Annotated in this window: 8 protein-coding genes; 3 read left to right on the top strand and 5 right to left on the bottom strand. The window is 64.1% G+C overall.

The genetic code is table 11. The features are described 5' to 3' along the window. Positions 1-24: 24 nt before the first annotated feature. Positions 25-1,005, bottom strand: a complete 981-nt coding sequence (locus AC1D0O_RS13355; protein WP_477653998.1) for a Bug family tripartite tricarboxylate transporter substrate binding protein — start codon at positions 1,003-1,005, stop codon at positions 25-27. Between the two features lie 169 nt (positions 1,006-1,174). On the opposite strand from AC1D0O_RS13355, the gene AC1D0O_RS13350 reads away from it, so the two are divergent. Continuing rightward, positions 1,175-2,125: a LysR family transcriptional regulator gene (locus AC1D0O_RS13350; protein ID WP_477653997.1), complete on the top strand. Its 951-nt coding sequence runs from the start codon at positions 1,175-1,177 to the stop codon at positions 2,123-2,125. 413 nt (positions 2,126-2,538) lie between these two features. Here the strand turns inward: AC1D0O_RS13350 and AC1D0O_RS13345 are convergent, their stop codons facing one another. After that, positions 2,539-2,781: a hypothetical protein gene (locus AC1D0O_RS13345; RefSeq protein WP_477653996.1), complete on the bottom strand. Its 243-nt coding sequence runs from the start codon at positions 2,779-2,781 to the stop codon at positions 2,539-2,541. Positions 2,782-2,829: 48 nt separating this feature from the next. Between AC1D0O_RS13345 and AC1D0O_RS13340 the strand changes: the two genes are divergently transcribed. Continuing rightward, positions 2,830-6,162: a hypothetical protein gene (locus AC1D0O_RS13340; RefSeq protein WP_477653995.1), complete on the top strand. Its 3,333-nt coding sequence runs from the start codon at positions 2,830-2,832 to the stop codon at positions 6,160-6,162. A 456-nt stretch (positions 6,163-6,618) separates the two neighbouring features. Then, positions 6,619-10,113, top strand: coding sequence for a hypothetical protein (locus AC1D0O_RS13335; RefSeq protein WP_477653994.1), 3,495 nt, complete (start codon positions 6,619-6,621; stop codon positions 10,111-10,113). A 69-nt stretch (positions 10,114-10,182) separates the two neighbouring features. Here the strand turns inward: AC1D0O_RS13335 and AC1D0O_RS13330 are convergent, their stop codons facing one another. From AC1D0O_RS13330 to AC1D0O_RS13320, 3 genes are all read right to left on the bottom strand, one after another. After that, positions 10,183-11,601, bottom strand: a complete 1,419-nt coding sequence (locus AC1D0O_RS13330; RefSeq protein WP_477653993.1) for an efflux transporter outer membrane subunit — start codon at positions 11,599-11,601, stop codon at positions 10,183-10,185. Between the two features lie 349 nt (positions 11,602-11,950). Then, positions 11,951-12,358 carry an endonuclease domain-containing protein gene (locus tag AC1D0O_RS13325; protein WP_477653992.1) on the bottom strand — a complete coding sequence of 136 codons (408 nt, stop codon included), beginning with the start codon at positions 12,356-12,358 and terminating at the stop codon, positions 11,951-11,953. A 167-nt stretch (positions 12,359-12,525) separates the two neighbouring features. Continuing rightward, on the bottom strand, positions 12,526-15,855 hold the full coding sequence (locus AC1D0O_RS13320; protein WP_477653991.1) for an efflux RND transporter permease subunit: 3,330 nt from the start codon (positions 15,853-15,855) through the stop codon (positions 12,526-12,528). Between the last annotated feature and the right edge of the window lie 438 nt (positions 15,856-16,293).

Genomic DNA, 16,293 nt, shown 5'->3' with positions numbered 1-16,293 from the left:
GTTGTCCAATCCGGGATTCCTGGTTCAGTCGAGTTTGATGTTTTTCTTGGCGATCAGGTCACCATAGCGCTTGTTCTCATCGGCGTGGAACTGCGCGAACTGGGCCTGCGTCATCGGCGTCAGGTCCGCGCCTATGGCGCTCAGCCGGGTCTGCGTTTCGGGCATGGCCAGCACCTTGGTCACTTCGGTGTAAACGCGCTCCTGCACCGCCTTGGGCGTGGACGCCGGCATGTAGATGCCGTACCAGGCGCTCATCTCCACGCCCTTGAGGCCGGCTTCGGCCATGGTCGGCACATTGGGCAGCTGCGGGTTGCGCTTGGCGCTGGCCACGGCCAGGGGCTTGATGCGGCCGTTCTTGATCTGGCCGATGACGGAGGGCATGGTGTCAAAGCTCAGCTGCACCTGGCCGCCGACCAGGTCTATCAGCGCCGGGCCGCTGCCGCGGTAAGGGATGTGGGTGATGAAGACGCCGGCCTGGTCCTTGAACAGCTCGGCCGCGATGTGCTGGGTGCTGCCCGAGCCGCTGGTCGCGTAATTGAGCTGGCCGGGCTTGCTTTTGGCCAGCTTGATCAGCGACTGGACCGAGTCGACCGGCAGCGCGTTGTTGACCACCAGCACATTGGGCACCGCGCCCACAAAGACCACCGGTACCAGGTCCTTGTTGTTGTCATAGCCCAGCTTGAGCAGGTGCGGCGCGATGGCGTGCGCGGTCGAGACGCCCATCAGCAGGGTGTGGCCGTCGGTGGTCTTGGCCGTCAGGTCGGCGGCCAGGGTGTTGGAAGCGCCGGGGCGGTTTTCAACCACCACGGGTTGCTTGAGCAGCGGGCCGAGCCGATCGGCCACGGCGCGCGCCATGGCATCGGTGCCGCCGCCGGGGGCCGAGCCGACGAGGATGCGCACCGGTTTGCTCGGCCAGTCTTGCGCCAGGGCGGACGGGACGGCACTGAAGGCGCAGGCGGCAGCCAGCAGGGCGGGGAGGATCTTGAGGGATTTCAGCGAGGGCATTGTCTTTGTCTCCGGGTCATTGTTATGGGGGAAAGGCGCTGAAAACAGCGCGGAAAAGCTTGAACCAATGCCCAGATGGTAGGGACGGAAATACTTAACGTAAATTGAAAATCCCTGATTATTTGATAACCTGGGGTGATCAATTGAATTCAGCGCCTGAAAGGCAGCCATGGCCACCCCATCCCGGACCTCCAGCATTCCCCAACTGCTCAACCGCCTGCGCATGCGCCAGGTCGCGCTCATCCTGGCTGTCGGTGAGCACGGCACCTTGCGCAAGGCTTCCGCCGAACTCGGCATGACGCAGCCGGCCGCCACCAAGATGATCCAGGAGCTTGAATCCGCGCTGGGCCAGCGCCTGTTCGAGCGCGTGGGCCGCGGGCAGCAGCTCACGCCGGCCGGCGCCAGCGTGCTGCGCTATTTCCGCGGCATGCGCGGCTCGGTCGAATCGATGACACGCGAGCTGGCCGAACTGGAGCTGGGCGGCTCGGGCCGCGTGTCTGTCGGCAGCATCATGGCGCCGTCGCCCAATCTGCTCACGCAGGCCATCATCGCGCTCAAGAAGGCCTACCCGCTGCTCTCGGTCGACGTCACCATGGACACCAGCGACCGGCTGTTCGAACTGCTGCGCGAAGGCGTGCTCGACGTCGCCATAGGCCGCATACGCGACGAGCACCGCGCCGACTACACCTTCACCCCGCTGGAGAACGAGGCCCTGGCCCTGGTCGTGGGCGTGCGCCATCCGCTGGCGCAAAAGAAAACCGTCAAGTTCGCCAGCCTGCTGGACTACCCGTGGATACTGCAGCCCACCGGCAGCCCCATGCGCGAGGTGCTGGAGCAGGAGTTCCGCATGCTGCAGGCGCCTTCACCCAAGGGCCTGATAGAAACCGCCTCCATCCTCACCACCACCAACCTGATCGCCGAGACCGAGATGGTCGGCGTCATGCCGCAGTCGATTGCGGACACCTATGCGCGGCACGGCCTGCTGGCCGTACTGCCGTGTTTCATCCGCCACAAGATGGAAGCTTTCGGCAGCATCACACGCAAGGACAGGCCGCTGAGCGAAGCGGCGCGGTTTTTTCTGGCGGCGCTGCATGGGCGCGGGCTTTCGGGCGAGGCTTGAACGGCGCGTCGGCTGCTGCCGATGGTTTTTTTTGACGGGGAATGCCGCCAGGGTTTGATTTGCCGGCTATTGCACAAGGGCGGCGTGAATGCCATGGCGGTGGCGCTGGCCTGGCGATGAGCCCGCAAGCATTAAGTATTCATTCTTCCAAGCGCTTCCGGGGAGGGCAAGGCTTGCATCCTTCGCCTGTCAGCAGCTCTCGCCCCTTGCATGGCGCTTATCGGCTTATGCAAACACCGCATACCAAAGACGTATAGACATTGTCCGCTTGCGGGCAATGCTGCGGTTTTTTGAGGCATGGGCTGTTTAGGCTCTGCACACGGTCTTTTTAGAGAGGCCGTTTTGCCTTTTCCCTTTTTCTTTTCACACGTATCAAGGCCGGGCGTCAGTTCTGGCATTGGTGTCAATCCAATTTAGGAGAATCCATGATTTACGGTACCAGGGATGCTGACAACCTCGTAGGCGATGCCGGAGACAATGAGTTCCAATGGAGCAAGGGTTACGATACCCTGGATGGCGGAGGAGGCAGCGACACTGTTAACTACCACCACGACTTTAACTACGGTGACCTGCTTGATTACTGGCGGCCTGGCTTTCTTGATGTCAATTTGGCCACTGGTTGGTTGCACACGCAATTTATCAGTAGCACCAATCATGTCAGTGGGGAAAACTACTTCGTCAGGTTGATAAGTATCGAGAACGCGGTGGGCTCCGACGATAGTGATAGTTTTACGGGCAATGGCGCAGACAACCGTCTATACGGTATGGGGCGCGACGACACGTTTTACGGCTCAGCCGGCAACGACCTGCTGGATGGAGGCGATGGCAACGACACCGCCGACTACAGCACCAGCGGCATGGCCGGGGGCATCATCGCCAATCTGTCCACCGGCTATGTGTACAAATTTCCTGTGGCTGGCGGCCCTTACAGCTCCATCGACACGCTGGTGAGCATTGAAAACGTGGTGGGCACGGATGGGCTTGATTCCTTGCGGGGCAACGGCGCTAACAACGGCCTGTATGGGCGCGCGGGTTGGGACTTCCTGCTGGGGGACGCAGGAGACGATTTTCTGGATGGCGGGGACGGCGATGATGTTCTGTACGGCCAGGCGGACAATGACACACTGATGGGCCAAGCCGGCAAGGACTTTCTGGACGGAGGCACGGGCAATGATCGCCTGTGGGGCGGCACGGACGACGACACGCTCATGGGTGGTGACGGCGGCAACGACGAGCTGTATGGTGAAGCCGGCAACGACCTGCTGTATGGGGGCACCGGCAAGGACACGCTGGACGGCGGAGCCGGCATCGACACGGTGAACTACACTTTCATCCCCACCATTACCGGCGGCGTCACCGCCGACCTGGGCCGCGGGACGGCCCGGAAGATGCAGACCGGCACCAGCATCATTGCGACAGGCACGACCGGGCGCTACATCCGCATCTACCACAACGACAGCTATGTTGAGGGGCCACAAGGCCATGAATTGGGGCTGACCGGGATCAAGGTGTACGACGCCTCGGGCCGTGAACTGGCCTTTGGATTACGCAGTTCGATAGGCGCCGACGGCAATGCCAACGGCGCAGCCAACCCGAACAACAGCAACACGGCCCTGACCGATGCCATCGTGGGCGGCGGATGGAACGGCCAGGCGGGAGACGCAGGCACGGTGGCCTATGCCAACACGGGCTTCGGGGGCGCAAAGGCCTACATCCAGCTGGACCTGGTCAGCGCGCAGGCGATTGACTCGATCAGCCTGTGGGGCGACGCGGGTTATGCCATCGACAGCAGAAACTTGCGGGTCTATGTATCGAACACCCCGTTCAACGCCTCCACGACTTATGCCAGCCTCGCGGCCACCCAGAACGTGGTGCGCTTTGATCTGGCGGGGGCCGAGATCAGCGCCGCGATGTCCTACATCGACCCAAACGCCGGTATCAGTACAGGCGCCGGCGTCGATACATTGGTTGGCATCGAGAACCTGACAGGCACGGCGACGAACGACAGACTCAGGGGCGATGCGAATGCCAACGTGTTGTCGGGCGACGCTGGCAACGACACCCTGGTGGGCAGCAGGGGGAACGACCGTCTGGATGGCGGAGCCGGCATCGACACGGCGAGCTACGACGATGACCCCATGGCCAGCAGCGTCATCGCCAATCTGGGCAAGGGAATAGCCTACAAGATCTTCGCCGGCACCAATGTCAGCATGGCCATGACGGGAAAGACCGGGCGCTATATCCGCATCTACCACAACGATAACTATGTTGAAGGGACACAGGGCCATGAACTGGGGCTGACCGGGATGAAGGTGTATGACACCTTGGGCCGAGACGTGGCCTTCGGGCTGCTCAGTTCGATAGGCGCCGACGGCAACGCCAACGGCGCAGCCAACCCGAACAACAGCACCGTGGCCCTGACCGATGCCATCGTGGGAGGCGGATGGAACGGCCTGGCGGGCGACGCAGGCACGGTGGCCTACGCGAACACGGGCGTCAACGGCGCCAAGGCCTACATCCAGCTGGACCTGGGCAGCGCGCAGGCGATTGACACGATCAGCCTGTGGGGCGATGCAGGCTGGTCCATCGACAGCAAAAACCTGCGGGTCTATGTGTCGAACACCACGTTTTACGGCTCCACGACTTACGCCAGCCTGGCGGCCGACCAGAACGTGGCTCGCGTTGACCTGGCGAGTGTCGAGACCAGCGCCTCGACGGCCTGCCCCGACACGCTGCTTGGCATCGAGAACCTGACAGGCACGGCGATGAACGACACGCTCACAGGCGATGCCAATGCCAACGTCCTGTCGGGCGGCGCGGGCAACGACGTGCTATGGGGCGGAGCCGGCAACGACACGCTGGACGGCGGAGCCGGCATTGATACCTATAGCGTCGGTTTTATGGCCGACAGCGTCAATACCGACCTGAGCCAAGGGATTGCCACCAAGGTGCTTGCCGGTAGCAACGTCAGCATACCGGCAACAACCGGGCGCTACATCCGCATCTACCATAACGACAGCTATGTTGAGGGGCCGCAGGGCCACGAACTGGGGCTGACGGGGATGAAGGTGTACGACGCGGGGGGCAATGATCTGGCCTTCGGCCTGCGCAGCTCGATCGGCACCGACGGCAACGCCAGCCAACTGCTCACAGTGAACAACAGCAACACGGCCCTGACCGATGCCACTGTGGGAGGATATTGGAACGGCCAGACGGGAGACGCAGGCACTGTGGCCTATGCAAACACCGGCGTCGGGGGCGCAAAGGCCTACATCCAGCTGGACCTGGGCTACGCGCAGGCGATTGATTCGATCAGCCTGTGGGGGGATGCAGGCTGGTCCATGGACAGCAAAAACCTGCGGGTCTATGTGTGGAACGTCGCGTTCAACACCTCCACGACATATGCCAGCCTGGCGGTCGACCCGCACGTGGCGCACTTTGACCTGGCGGGGGTGCAGACCAGCGCCACGACGTCCTATACCGACACGCTGGTCAACATCGAGAACGTGACAGGCACGGCGATGAACGACACGCTCATGGGCGATGCCAATGCCAACGTGCTTTCGGGCGGCGCGGGCAACGACACGCCGGTGGGCGCAGACGGCAACGATACGCTGAACGGCGGAACCGGCAACGACCTGCTACTCGGTGGCGTAGGCTCGGACACCTACACCTTCCAGCGCGGCGGCGGGGTGGACGCCATCCACGAAAACGACAGCACGGCGGGCAATACCGATTTGCTGCAGTTCCAGGGCGATATCGCTTCCAGTCAGCTGTGGTTCCGCCAGGCCGGCAATGGCCTGGAGATCAGCGTTATCGGTACGGCCGATATGACCGTGGTGCAGAACTGGTATTCGGGAATTGAGGCTCACGTCGAGCAGATCAAATCCGGCGACGGCAAGCTGCTGCTGGACACGCAGGTGCAGAACCTGGTGCAGGCCATGGCGGGTTTCGCGCCGCCGGCCATGGGGCAGACGACGTTGACGAGCCAGCAGCAAACGGCGCTGGCGCCTGTGCTGGCCGCGAACTGGCATTAAACCGGGTTTAACTGCTTCAAGACCGCCCGCCGCGCTTGATTGCACGGCGGGCTTTTTTCTTTCTTCTCTTTATTTCGCCGCCTGCCAGCCGCCGCCCAGCGACTGGATCGGCGCCAGGGTGGTGGCCTGGCGATCGGCCGGCAAAGCATTCAGTATTCAGCTGTCCAAGCGTTTCCGGGGCGGGTGGCTGGGGACTGCATCTTTCGCCTGCAAGCAGGCCTCGTCCCCTTCCGTGGCGCTTATCTGCTCATGCAAATACCGCATACCAAGACGTGCAGACATTGTCCGCCTGCAGGCAATGCTGTCGTTTTTTGAGGGATGGCCTGCGTAGGCTTCGTGCACGGTTTTTTTAAGAGAAGCCGTTGGCGGTTTTTTCCCTTTTCTTCCCACACATCAAGTCCGGGCATCGCCATTGCATTGACTTGATGTCGATTTCAACCCACTTCAGGAGACTCCATGAGCACCACGATTTACGGCACCCCATACGACGACTACCTCACGGGCGACGCCGGCGACAACTGGTTCATGGGCAGCCGCGGTAACGACACGCTGGATGGCGGAGCGGGCAACGACACGGTTGACTTCACCAACATATCCGGGAGCTACCTGGGCGCCGGGTATGACTCCATGTGGCCGAGCTACATCCATGTCAACCTGACCACGGGCCGGCTGGACACGTTCTTTACTTTCACCAGTGGCGGCATCTTGCCCCTTTACTGCACCACTGAACTGAGAAGTATCGAGAACGTGGTGGGTACCCTGTTTGATGACGTTTTTACGGGCAACGCCCAAGACAACCATTTGTACGGCGGGTCGGGTAACGACAGGTTTTACAGTTCGGGTGGCAACGATCTGCTGGACGGGGGCAGCGGCATGGATATTGCGGACTACAGCGCCCTTGGCACAGGCTTCGGGATATTCGCCAATCTGCAAGCAGGCAGGATAAGCAAGTCTTACTTCCTGGCGCAGTTCGTCGACACGGTGGTGAACATCGAAAACGTGGTGGGTACTGGCGAAAATGATATGTTCTTCGGCAATGGTGCAGACAATTGCCTGTATGGCGGGTTGGGCAATGACGGGTTTTACGGTTCGGGTGGCAACGATCTGCTGGATGGGGGCGCTGGCACGGACGCCGCGGACTACAGCGACGGCGGCTTGGCCGGCGGCATCATCGCCGACCTTTCCACGGGCTATGTGGACAAGTTCCTTGTGGCTGGCGGCCCTTCCAGTTCTCGCGACACGCTGGTGGGCATCGAGGACGTAGCGGGCACGGCGGCGGCCGACTTCTTCTTCGGCAGTACCGGCAACAACAACCTGTCCGGCAGCGGGGGCAACGACAGGCTGTATGGCAGCGGGGGCAACGACCGTCTGGCCGGCGGAGCCGGTATCGATACGGCGGACTACAGGTTCATCCCCATTGGCGGCAGCGTCAACGCCGACCTGGCCCGGGGGACGGCCATCAAGGTGTTCGCCGGTACCAATGTCAGCATGGCGGGAACGGCCGGGCGCTACATCCGCATCTACCACAACGACAGTTATGCCGAAGGGTCGCAGGGCCACGAACTGGGGCTGACAGGGATGAAGGTGTACGACGCGTGGGGCCAGGATGTGGCCCGCGGATTGCGCAGTTCCATCGGCGCCGACGGCTACGCCAACGGTTTGTCCAACACGAATAACAGCGCCGTGGCCCTGACCGATGCCATCGTGGGCGGAGGATGGAACGGCCAGGCAGGCGACGCAGGCACGGTGGCCTACGCGAACACGGGCGCCGGTGGCGCCAAGGCCTATATCCAGCTGGACCTGGGAAGCGCGCAGGCGATCGACTCGATCAGCCTGTGGGGGGACGCGGGCTGGACCATCGACAGCAAAAACCTGCGGATGTATGTATCGAACACCCCGTTCAGCACCTCCACGAATTACACCGGCCTGGCCGCCGACCAGAACGTGAAGCACTTCGACCTGGAGGGGGTGGAGACCAGTGCCACGACGACCTGCATCGACACGCTGGCCGGCATCGAAAACTTGGCAGGCTCGGCCATGAACGACACGCTCACGGGCGATGCCAATGCCAACGTGCTGTATGGCAGCGGGGGCAACGATCGCCTGGACGGCGGAGCCGGTATCGACACGGCAAGCTATATCTCCACCCCCATGGCCGGTGGCGTCGATGCCGACCTGGGCCGGGGGACGGCCATCAAGGGGCCCGCCGGTACCCATGTCAGTGTGGCAAGGACCGGGCGCTACATCCGCATTTATCACAACGACAGCTATGTTGAAGGGCCGCAGGGCCACGAGCTGGGACTGACCGGGATGAAGGTGTACGGCGCCTTGGGCCAGGATGTGGCTTTCGGGCTGAGCAGCTCGATAGGCGCCGACGGCGGCCTCGCTGCCGGCACTGCCGGTTTCAACAGCAACGCGGCCCTGACCGATGCCACTGTGGGAGGCGGGTGGAACCAGCAACTGGGCGAAGCAGGCAATGTGGCTTACGTGAGGGGCGTCAAGGCTTACATCGAACTGGACCTGGGCAGCGTGCAGTCCATTGGCGCGATCCGCCTGTGGGGGGACGCCAACTGGGCCATTGACAGCAAAAACCTGCGGATATATGTGTCGAACACCGCGTTCAGCATCTCCACGAATTACACCAACCTGGCCGCCGACCAGAACGTCGCGCGCTTCGACCTTGCGGGGGTTGAGATCCCCGCCATGACGTCCAGCACCGACACGCTGCTTGGCATCGAGAACCTGATCGGCACGGCGATGAACGACGTGCTCACGGGCGATGCCAACGACAACGTGCTCTCGGGCGGCGCGGGCCATGATGTATTGGACGGCAGGGCCGGCATCGACACGGCGGACTATAGCGCCAGCACCATGAACGGCGGCATCAATGCCAACCTGGCGACGGGCAGGGTCGACGAGCGGATGGCGGGCACGTTTGTGGGCATGGCTTCGACCGGGCGCTATATCCGCATTTACCACACCGATGTCCATTACGGAAGCGACCTGGGGTTGACCGGGATGAAGGTGCACGCTGGAGGACGGGACGTGGCTGCCGGGCTGCGCAGCTCGGTTGGTGCCGACGGCTTTGTCAATGGAGGGGGCAACCCATACAACAGCAGCGTGGCCCTGACCGATGCCGCCGTGGGAGGAGGGTGGAACCAGCAGATGGGCGAAGCCGGCAATGTGGCCTACGTCAACGCGGCGGGCTGGGGGCGCGAAAAGGGCTACATCGAACTCGCGCTTGACAGCGCGCAGGCCATTGAATCGATCAGCCTGTGGGGAGATGCGAACTGCGCCAGTGACAGCCGGGACCTGCGGGTCTATGTGTCGAACACCGCGTTTAACGCCTCCACGACCTACGCCAGCCTGGCGGCCGACGAGGGCGTGGCGCGCTTTGACCTGGCGGAGTTAGAAACCAGCGCCAACGCCACCACGACGGTCTGGACCGACACACTGCTTGGCATCGAGAACCTGACTGGCACGGCGATGAACGACACGCTCACGGGCGACGTCAATGCCAACGTGCTGACTGGCGGCGCGGGCAACGACTTGCTGGCCGGTGGCGCAGGCTCGGACACCTACAAATTCCAGCGCGGCGATGGTGTGGACACCATCGTGGACATGGACTATATGGCCGGCTACAGCCCCGACCTGCTGCAGTTCCAGGGCGATATCAGTTCCGGCCAGCTGTGGTTCCGGCAGGCCGGCTACGACCTGGAAGTCAGCGTCATCGGCACGGCCGACAAGACCGTGGTGCAGGACTGGTACACGGGCACTGCGTCTCACGTCGAGCAGATCAAGGCCGGCGACGGCAAGCTGCTGCTGGACGCGCAGGTGCACAACCTGGTGCAGGCCATGGCCGGTTTCGCGCCGCCGGCCATGGGGCAGACGACTTTGACGGCCGCGCAGCAAACGGCGCTGGCGCCTGTGCTGGCCGCGAACTGGCACTAAGCCGGGTTTAGCTGCTTCAAGACCGCCCGCCGCGCTTGATTGCACGGCGGGCTTTTTTCTTTCTTCTCTTTATTTAGCCACCTGCCAGCCGCCGCCAAGCGACTGGATCAGCGCCACGGCGGTGGTCTGGCGGTCGGCCATGGCCTGCACCAGGGCGCGGCGCGCGCTCAGGGCGGTGGCCTGGGCGGTGATGACTTCGGTGTAGCCGACCTGGCCGCTGCGGTAGCGGTTCAGGACCTGCTGCTCGACCTGGTCCGCCGCTGCCGAGGCCTGGCGGCGAAGCTCCTGCTGGGTTTGCAGCACGCGGGTGGCGGCGAGCTGGTCTTCCACGTCCTGGAAGGCGACCAGCACGGTCTGCCGGTAGCGCGCCACGGCCTGCTCGTGCGCGGCGCGTGCGCCGTCCACACGGGCGCCGGTGGCGCCGGCATCAAAAATCAGCTGCGCGGCGGAGAGGCCCAGCGACCAGACGCTGCTCGAGGCCTTGAACAAATCGGCCACGCGGCTGGCGCCGGTGCCGGCCGAGGCGTTGAGCGACAGGCTGGGGTAATAGGCGCTTTTGGCGATGCCGATCTGTTCATTCGCGGAGGCCACGCGGCGTTCAGCCGCGGCGATGTCGGGCCGGCGCTGCAGCAGGGCGGATGGCACACCAACCGGCACTTCGGGCACCAGCGGGTTCCAGGTCGCGGGCGGTAATGTGAAATTGCCGGGCGCCTCGCCGACCAGCACGGCGATCGCGTGTTCAAGCTGGGCGCGCTGGCGCTGCAGGCCAGCGTTGTCGGCCTGGGCATTGGCGAGCTGGGTCTGCGCCTGCAGCACGTCGGTTTTGGCGGCGATGCCGGCGGTGTAGCGGTTCTGCGTGATTTCGAGCGCGCGTTGGTAGCCGGTGAGCGTGCTTTCGAGCAGCGCCTTTTGCGCATCGGTCTGGCGCAGCGAAAAGTAATTGGCGGCGAGCTCGCCCTGCGCCGACAGCTTGGCCGAGGCCAGGTCGGCGGCGCTGGCCTGTTCGCCGGCGGTGGCGCTGTCGACCGCGCGGCCCAGCCGGCCCCAGACGTCGGGCTCCCAGCTGCCGCCTATGCTGAGCTGGTAGTTGTTGCCGACGCGACCTGTGGTGCCGGTGCTCACGTTGCCGCTGGAACGCGAACGCGTGGCGCCGCCGTCCAGCGAGACTGAGGGAAACAGCGAGGCGCGCTGCTCGCGCACCAGCGCGCGCGCCTGCGCATAGGCGGCCACGGCCAGCGCGACGTTCTGGTTGGAGACGTCGACGCGGGCCTGGAGCTGGTCCAGCACCGGATCGTTGAAGAGGCGCCACCAGGGTCCGCGCTCCAGCGCATCGGCCGGCGCGGCGGGCACCCAGCCTTCGGCTTCCTTGAAGTTGCTGACTTCTGCGGTGGTGGGGAGCTTGTAGTCGGGGCCGACGGCGCAGCCTGTGGCGAGCAGTGTGAGCACGGCCGCGGCGATGTAGCGATTGGATTTCAATGTGTGGTTCATAACTTTTCGACCTTCTCAGTCATCATTCTTGCTCCTTCCCCCGCTGGGGGAAGGTTGGATGGGGGCTCGCAGCGCTTGATGGAACGGCCGGGTTTGAATTGCGGACCGGGTGGCCCCCATCCCCGCCTTCCCCCAGAGGGGGAAGGAGTAAGAGGCGACGTAGCGGGGGCGCGGCTTGTTCGTCATGGCTGTTCCTGCTCCTTCCTCCTCTGGGGGAAGGTTGGGATGGGGGCCCGCAGCGCTTGATGGAACGGCCGGGTTTGAATTGCGGACCGGGCGGCCCCCATCCCTGCCTTCCCCCAGAGGGGGAAGGAGTAAGAGGCGGCGTAGCGGGGGCGCGGCTTGTTCGTCATGGCTGTTCCTGCTCCTTCCCCCGTTGGGGGAAGGTTGGGATGGGGGCCGCTGCGGCCAGCTCAGTCACACAGTTGTATATCGCCTGCACCATCGATGGCAAATCGGCAAACGGCAAGTTGGCAGGAAAGCGCAGCACCTCAAATCCGCGTGACCTGAAATAAGCATCGCGCTTCGCGTCGTAGGCCTGCTGGCCGGCATGCTGCGAGCCATCCACTTCCACAATCAGTTGGGGATCCAGGCAAGCAAAGTCAGCTACATACGATCCCACCGGATGCTGCCGCCTGAACTTGACGTCCAGTTGCTCTCCACGCAAGCGCTGCCATAGCAGGCGCTCGCCGTCGGTCATTTCCCGGCGAAGGGATTTGGCGAAGGTCCTGGCTTTAGAGGTGGCTTGGTCTTGCATGTCGGGGCGAGGGATTCACTCCTTCCCCTTTTGGGGGAAGGTTGGGATGGGGGCCTGCGGCGCTTGATGGTTCAGCCGGGGTTGGATTGTGGGCCGGGCGGCCCCCATCCCTGCCTTCCCCCAGAGGGGGAAGGAGAAAGAGTAAGAGCGAGGGCGGAGCTTGTCCATCATTGCGCTTGCGGCACCGCATCAGCCTCGCCGGGATGGCGGCTGAGCTGGCGCTCAAGAGGGCTGCGGCGGCGCAGCTTGTCCATCAGCACGTAGACCACGGGTGTGGTCAGCAGCGTGAGCAGCTGGCTGGCGATCAGCCCGCCGATGATGGCGATGCCCAGCGGCCGGCGCAACTCTGCCCCTTCACCGAAGCCTATCGCCAGTGGCAGCGCGCCCAGGATAGCGGCCAGCGTGGTCATGAGGATGGGACGGAAGCGCAGCAGGCAGGCTTCACGCACGGCCTCGATGGCCGAGATGCCGCGCGCGCGCTCAGCCTCGAGCGCGAAGTCGATGATCAGGATGGCGTTTTTCTTGACGATGCCTATCAGCAGGAAAACGCCGATCAGCGCGATGATGGAAAAATCGAGCTTGAACATCAGCAGCGCCAGCACGGCGCCCACACCGGCCGAGGGCAGGGTGGAGAGCACGGTGATCGGGTGGATCAGGCTTTCATACAGGATGCCCAGCACGATGTAGATCACCACCAGCGCCGCCAGAATCAGCAGCGGCTGCTGGCCCTGCGATTCCTGGGCGCTGCGCGCCGTGCCGGAAAAACTGCCGCGCACATTGGTGGGCATGCGGATGTCGGCCTCGGACTGGCGCACGGCCGCTTCGCCGTCGCTCAGGGTGGAGCCGTCGGCCAGGTTGTAAGAGATGGTGGTCGAGAGCTCGCCGTCGTCATGGCTGATGGAGGCGGCCGTCGGGTTCTCGCTGAAACGCGCGATTGCCGACAGCGGCACCATGGTGGTGGGTGCGGTGCTCAGCACATTGCCGCTTGAGGAATCGCGCAGGCCGGGGTTGGCGCTGATGGTGGGGGTGCTGCTGCCCGTGGTTCCGGTGCTGGTCGTTGCCGATGTGCTTGATGTGCTTGTGGCGCCGGTGGCCGAAGAGGATGTGGTGGAGGTTGTCGTGGTGGTCGTGGTGCTGGTAGTACTGGTGCTGCCGCCGCCGGCATTCTTGGCCGGCACATAGATGTCCTTGAGCGATTCGGGGCTGCGCGTGTAGCGCGGCGCGACCTCCATGATCACGTGGTACTGGTTGAGCTCGGCGTAAATCGTGGCGACCTGGCGCTGGCCGAAGCCGTTGTAGAGCGCGTTGTCCACGTCGCGCGAGCTGATACCCAGGCGCGCGGCGCTTTCCTTGTCGACGGTGACCATGGTCTCCACGCCGTTTTCCTGCTGGTCGGTGTCCACGTCGGTCAGCGCCTCCTGGCGTTTCATCTGCTCGGCCAGTCGCGTGGCCCAGCGGCTCAGGTCGGCCGCGTTGTCGCTCTTGAGCGTGTACTGGTAGGTCGAGTTGGTCTGGCGCCCGCCGCCGCGCAGGTCCTGCACGGTGTTGAGGAAGAGGCTCACGCCCGTGACCTGCGCGAGCTGCGGCCGCAGGCGCGCGATCACGGCCTGGCCACCGTCCTTGCGCTGGCCCACGGGCTTGAGGTTGATGAACATGAAGCCGCCGCCGGCGCGCGAGCCGCCGGTAAAGCCGACCACGGTGTCCACCGCCGGGTCGGCGCGGATGATGTCGACCAGCTGCTTGAGCTTGGCCTGCAGCGCCTGGAAGGAAATGCTGCGGTCGGCGCGCAGGCCGCCGTTGATCTGGCCGGTGTCCTGCTGCGGGAAAAAGCCTTTCGGCGCTTTCACATAGAGGTAGACATTCAGGCCCACCACGGCCGCCAGGATCAGCATGACCAGCAGCTTGCTGTGCAGCGCCCAGTCCAGGCTGGTTTCATAGCTCCGATGCACGCGCTGGAAGGCCGCGTCAAACCAGCGCGCGATGCGGCCTGGCGGCTTGCTGTGCGCATCGGGCTTGAGCAGCCAGGCGCACATCATGGGCGTGGTGGTCAGCGAGATCAGCAAGGAAATCAACACCGCCGCCGAGAGCGTGACGGCGAATTCGCGGAACAGCCGGCCGACCTGCCCGCCCATGAAGAGCAGCGGGATGAACACCGCCACCAGCGACAGGCTGATGGACAGCACGGTAAAACCAACTTCGCGTGCGCCCAGCAGCGCGGCCTTGAAGCGGTCCATGCCGGCCTCGATGTGGCGGCTGGTGTTCTCCAGCACCACGATGGCGTCGTCGACGACAAAGCCGGTGGCCACCGTGAGCGCCATCAGGCTCAGGTTGTTGAGCGAAAAGCCCAGCAGGTACATCACGCCAAAGGTGCCCAGCAGCGACACCACCGTGGCCACCGCCGGGATGATGGTGGCGCGCGCGCTGCGCAAAAAGGCGCTGACGACCAGCACCACCAGCACGATGGAGATGACCAGCGTGATCTCGATCTCATGCAGCGAAGAGCGTATCGAGTTGGTGCTATCGGAGGCGACCTGCAGGCGCACGTCCTGCGGCAGCTGGGCCTGCAGCTCGGGCAGCAGGTCGCGCACGCCGTCCACGGTTTCGATCACGTTGGCGGCCGGCTGGCGCGTGACCAGCACGATCACCGCCGGCTCGCCGTTGAACAAGCCCAGGGTGTTGATGTTCTCCACGCCGTCCTGCACGTCGGCCACGTCGCGCAGGCGGATCGACGCGTTGTTGCGCCAGGCCACGATCAGGTCCTGGTAGTCGGCGGCGCGGCGCCCGCCGCTGGCGGTGCTGGCGCCGGTGTAGATCTGGAAGCGCTGGCCGTTGCCTTCGATGGCGCCGCGCGGCCGGTTGGCGTTGGAGGCCTGCAAGGCGGCGCGCACGTCTTCCGAACTCACGCCGTAGCGGTTCAGCGAGAAGGGATTGAGCTCCACCCGCACCGCGGGCAGCGAGCCGCCGCCCAGCTCGACGTCGCCCACGCCCGGCACCTGGGCGATTTTCTGCTGCACGAGGTTGGAGACCTCGTCGTAAATCTGGCCCGGCGAACGTGTCTTGGACGTGAGCGCCAGGATGATGACCGGCGCCGAGGCCGGGTTGGCCTTGCGGTAGGTCGGGTTGCTGCGCAGGGTGGCCGGCAGGTCGGCCCGCGAGGCGTTGATGGCGGCCTGCACCTCGCGTGCGGCCGAGTCGATCTTGCGGTTGAGGTCGAACTGCAGGCTGATGCGCGTGGAGCCGCTGCCGCTGTTGGACGTCATCTCATTGACACCCGCGATCACCCCGAGACGCCGTTCCAGCGGCGTGGCCACGCTGCTGGCCATGGTCGAAGGGCTGGCGCCCGGCAGCGAGGCGCTGACCGAGATCACCGGGAAGTCGACTTGTGGAAGTGGCGACACCGGTAGGACGAAGAAGGCGCCTATGCCGGCGAGGGCCAGGCCTATGGTTAACAGGACGGTGGCTACCGGGCGGCGGACGAAGGGCTCGGATAGGTTCATGGGGTGGTTCCTCCCCCGCCCGTGCCGAACCTGCTTTCTATGGCCGTTCTTGTTTCGGCTGGCGCTCTCTCTGCTGAGTTCTGCTGGCCGGGGGTTGCCCGGCGGCAAGTAACTTTCTTTTGCTTCGCCAAAAGAAAGTCACCAAAGAAAAGGCGACCCGCAGTCTGGGTCCCTACGCTTCGCTTCGGGCAACCTGCGGTGCTCGAGCCAAGCGGGGTCCGGCTAAACTCGCTTCGCTCAGACAACGCCGGCCCTGATCCGCTTGTCTCTGCGCTCCTCGGCCCAGCCAGGACGGGGCAATCGGGAGCGGGGAAAAAGACAAACAAGGACACGCCTTGGCGTGTCCTTGTGGTTTTATGTATTCGGAGTCTTATCTTCGGCTGTTGGGATTTCGGCTGCTTGGTATTCCTGTCTCCACCCCTTGTGGATGCGCCGAGG

The sequence above is a fragment of the Polaromonas sp. P1_F2 genome (genome assembly GCF_056405735.1).
The sequence above is the reverse complement of the archived record's forward strand: the minus strand, read 5'-3'. Positions and strand labels throughout refer to the sequence as shown.

Bases quoted from the DNA above. Each gene is read 5' to 3' on its own strand.
- AC1D0O_RS13355 (WP_477653998.1), bottom strand. From the start codon at position 1,005: ATGCCCTCGCTGAAATCCCTCAAGATCCTCCCCGCCCTGCTGGCTGCC.
- AC1D0O_RS13325 (WP_477653992.1), bottom strand. From the start codon at position 12,358: ATGCAAGACCAAGCCACCTCTAAAGCCAGGACCTTCGCCAAATCCCTT.
- AC1D0O_RS13350 (WP_477653997.1), top strand. From the start codon at position 1,175: ATGGCCACCCCATCCCGGACCTCCAGCATTCCCCAACTGCTCAACCGC.
- AC1D0O_RS13330 (WP_477653993.1), bottom strand. From the start codon at position 11,601: ATGAACCACACATTGAAATCCAATCGCTACATCGCCGCGGCCGTGCTC.
- AC1D0O_RS13320 (WP_477653991.1), bottom strand. From the start codon at position 15,855: ATGAACCTATCCGAGCCCTTCGTCCGCCGCCCGGTAGCCACCGTCCTG.
- AC1D0O_RS13345 (WP_477653996.1), bottom strand. From the start codon at position 2,781: ATGATTGGTGCTACTGATAAATTGCGTGTGCAACCAACCAGTGGCCAA.
- AC1D0O_RS13335 (WP_477653994.1), top strand. From the start codon at position 6,619: ATGAGCACCACGATTTACGGCACCCCATACGACGACTACCTCACGGGC.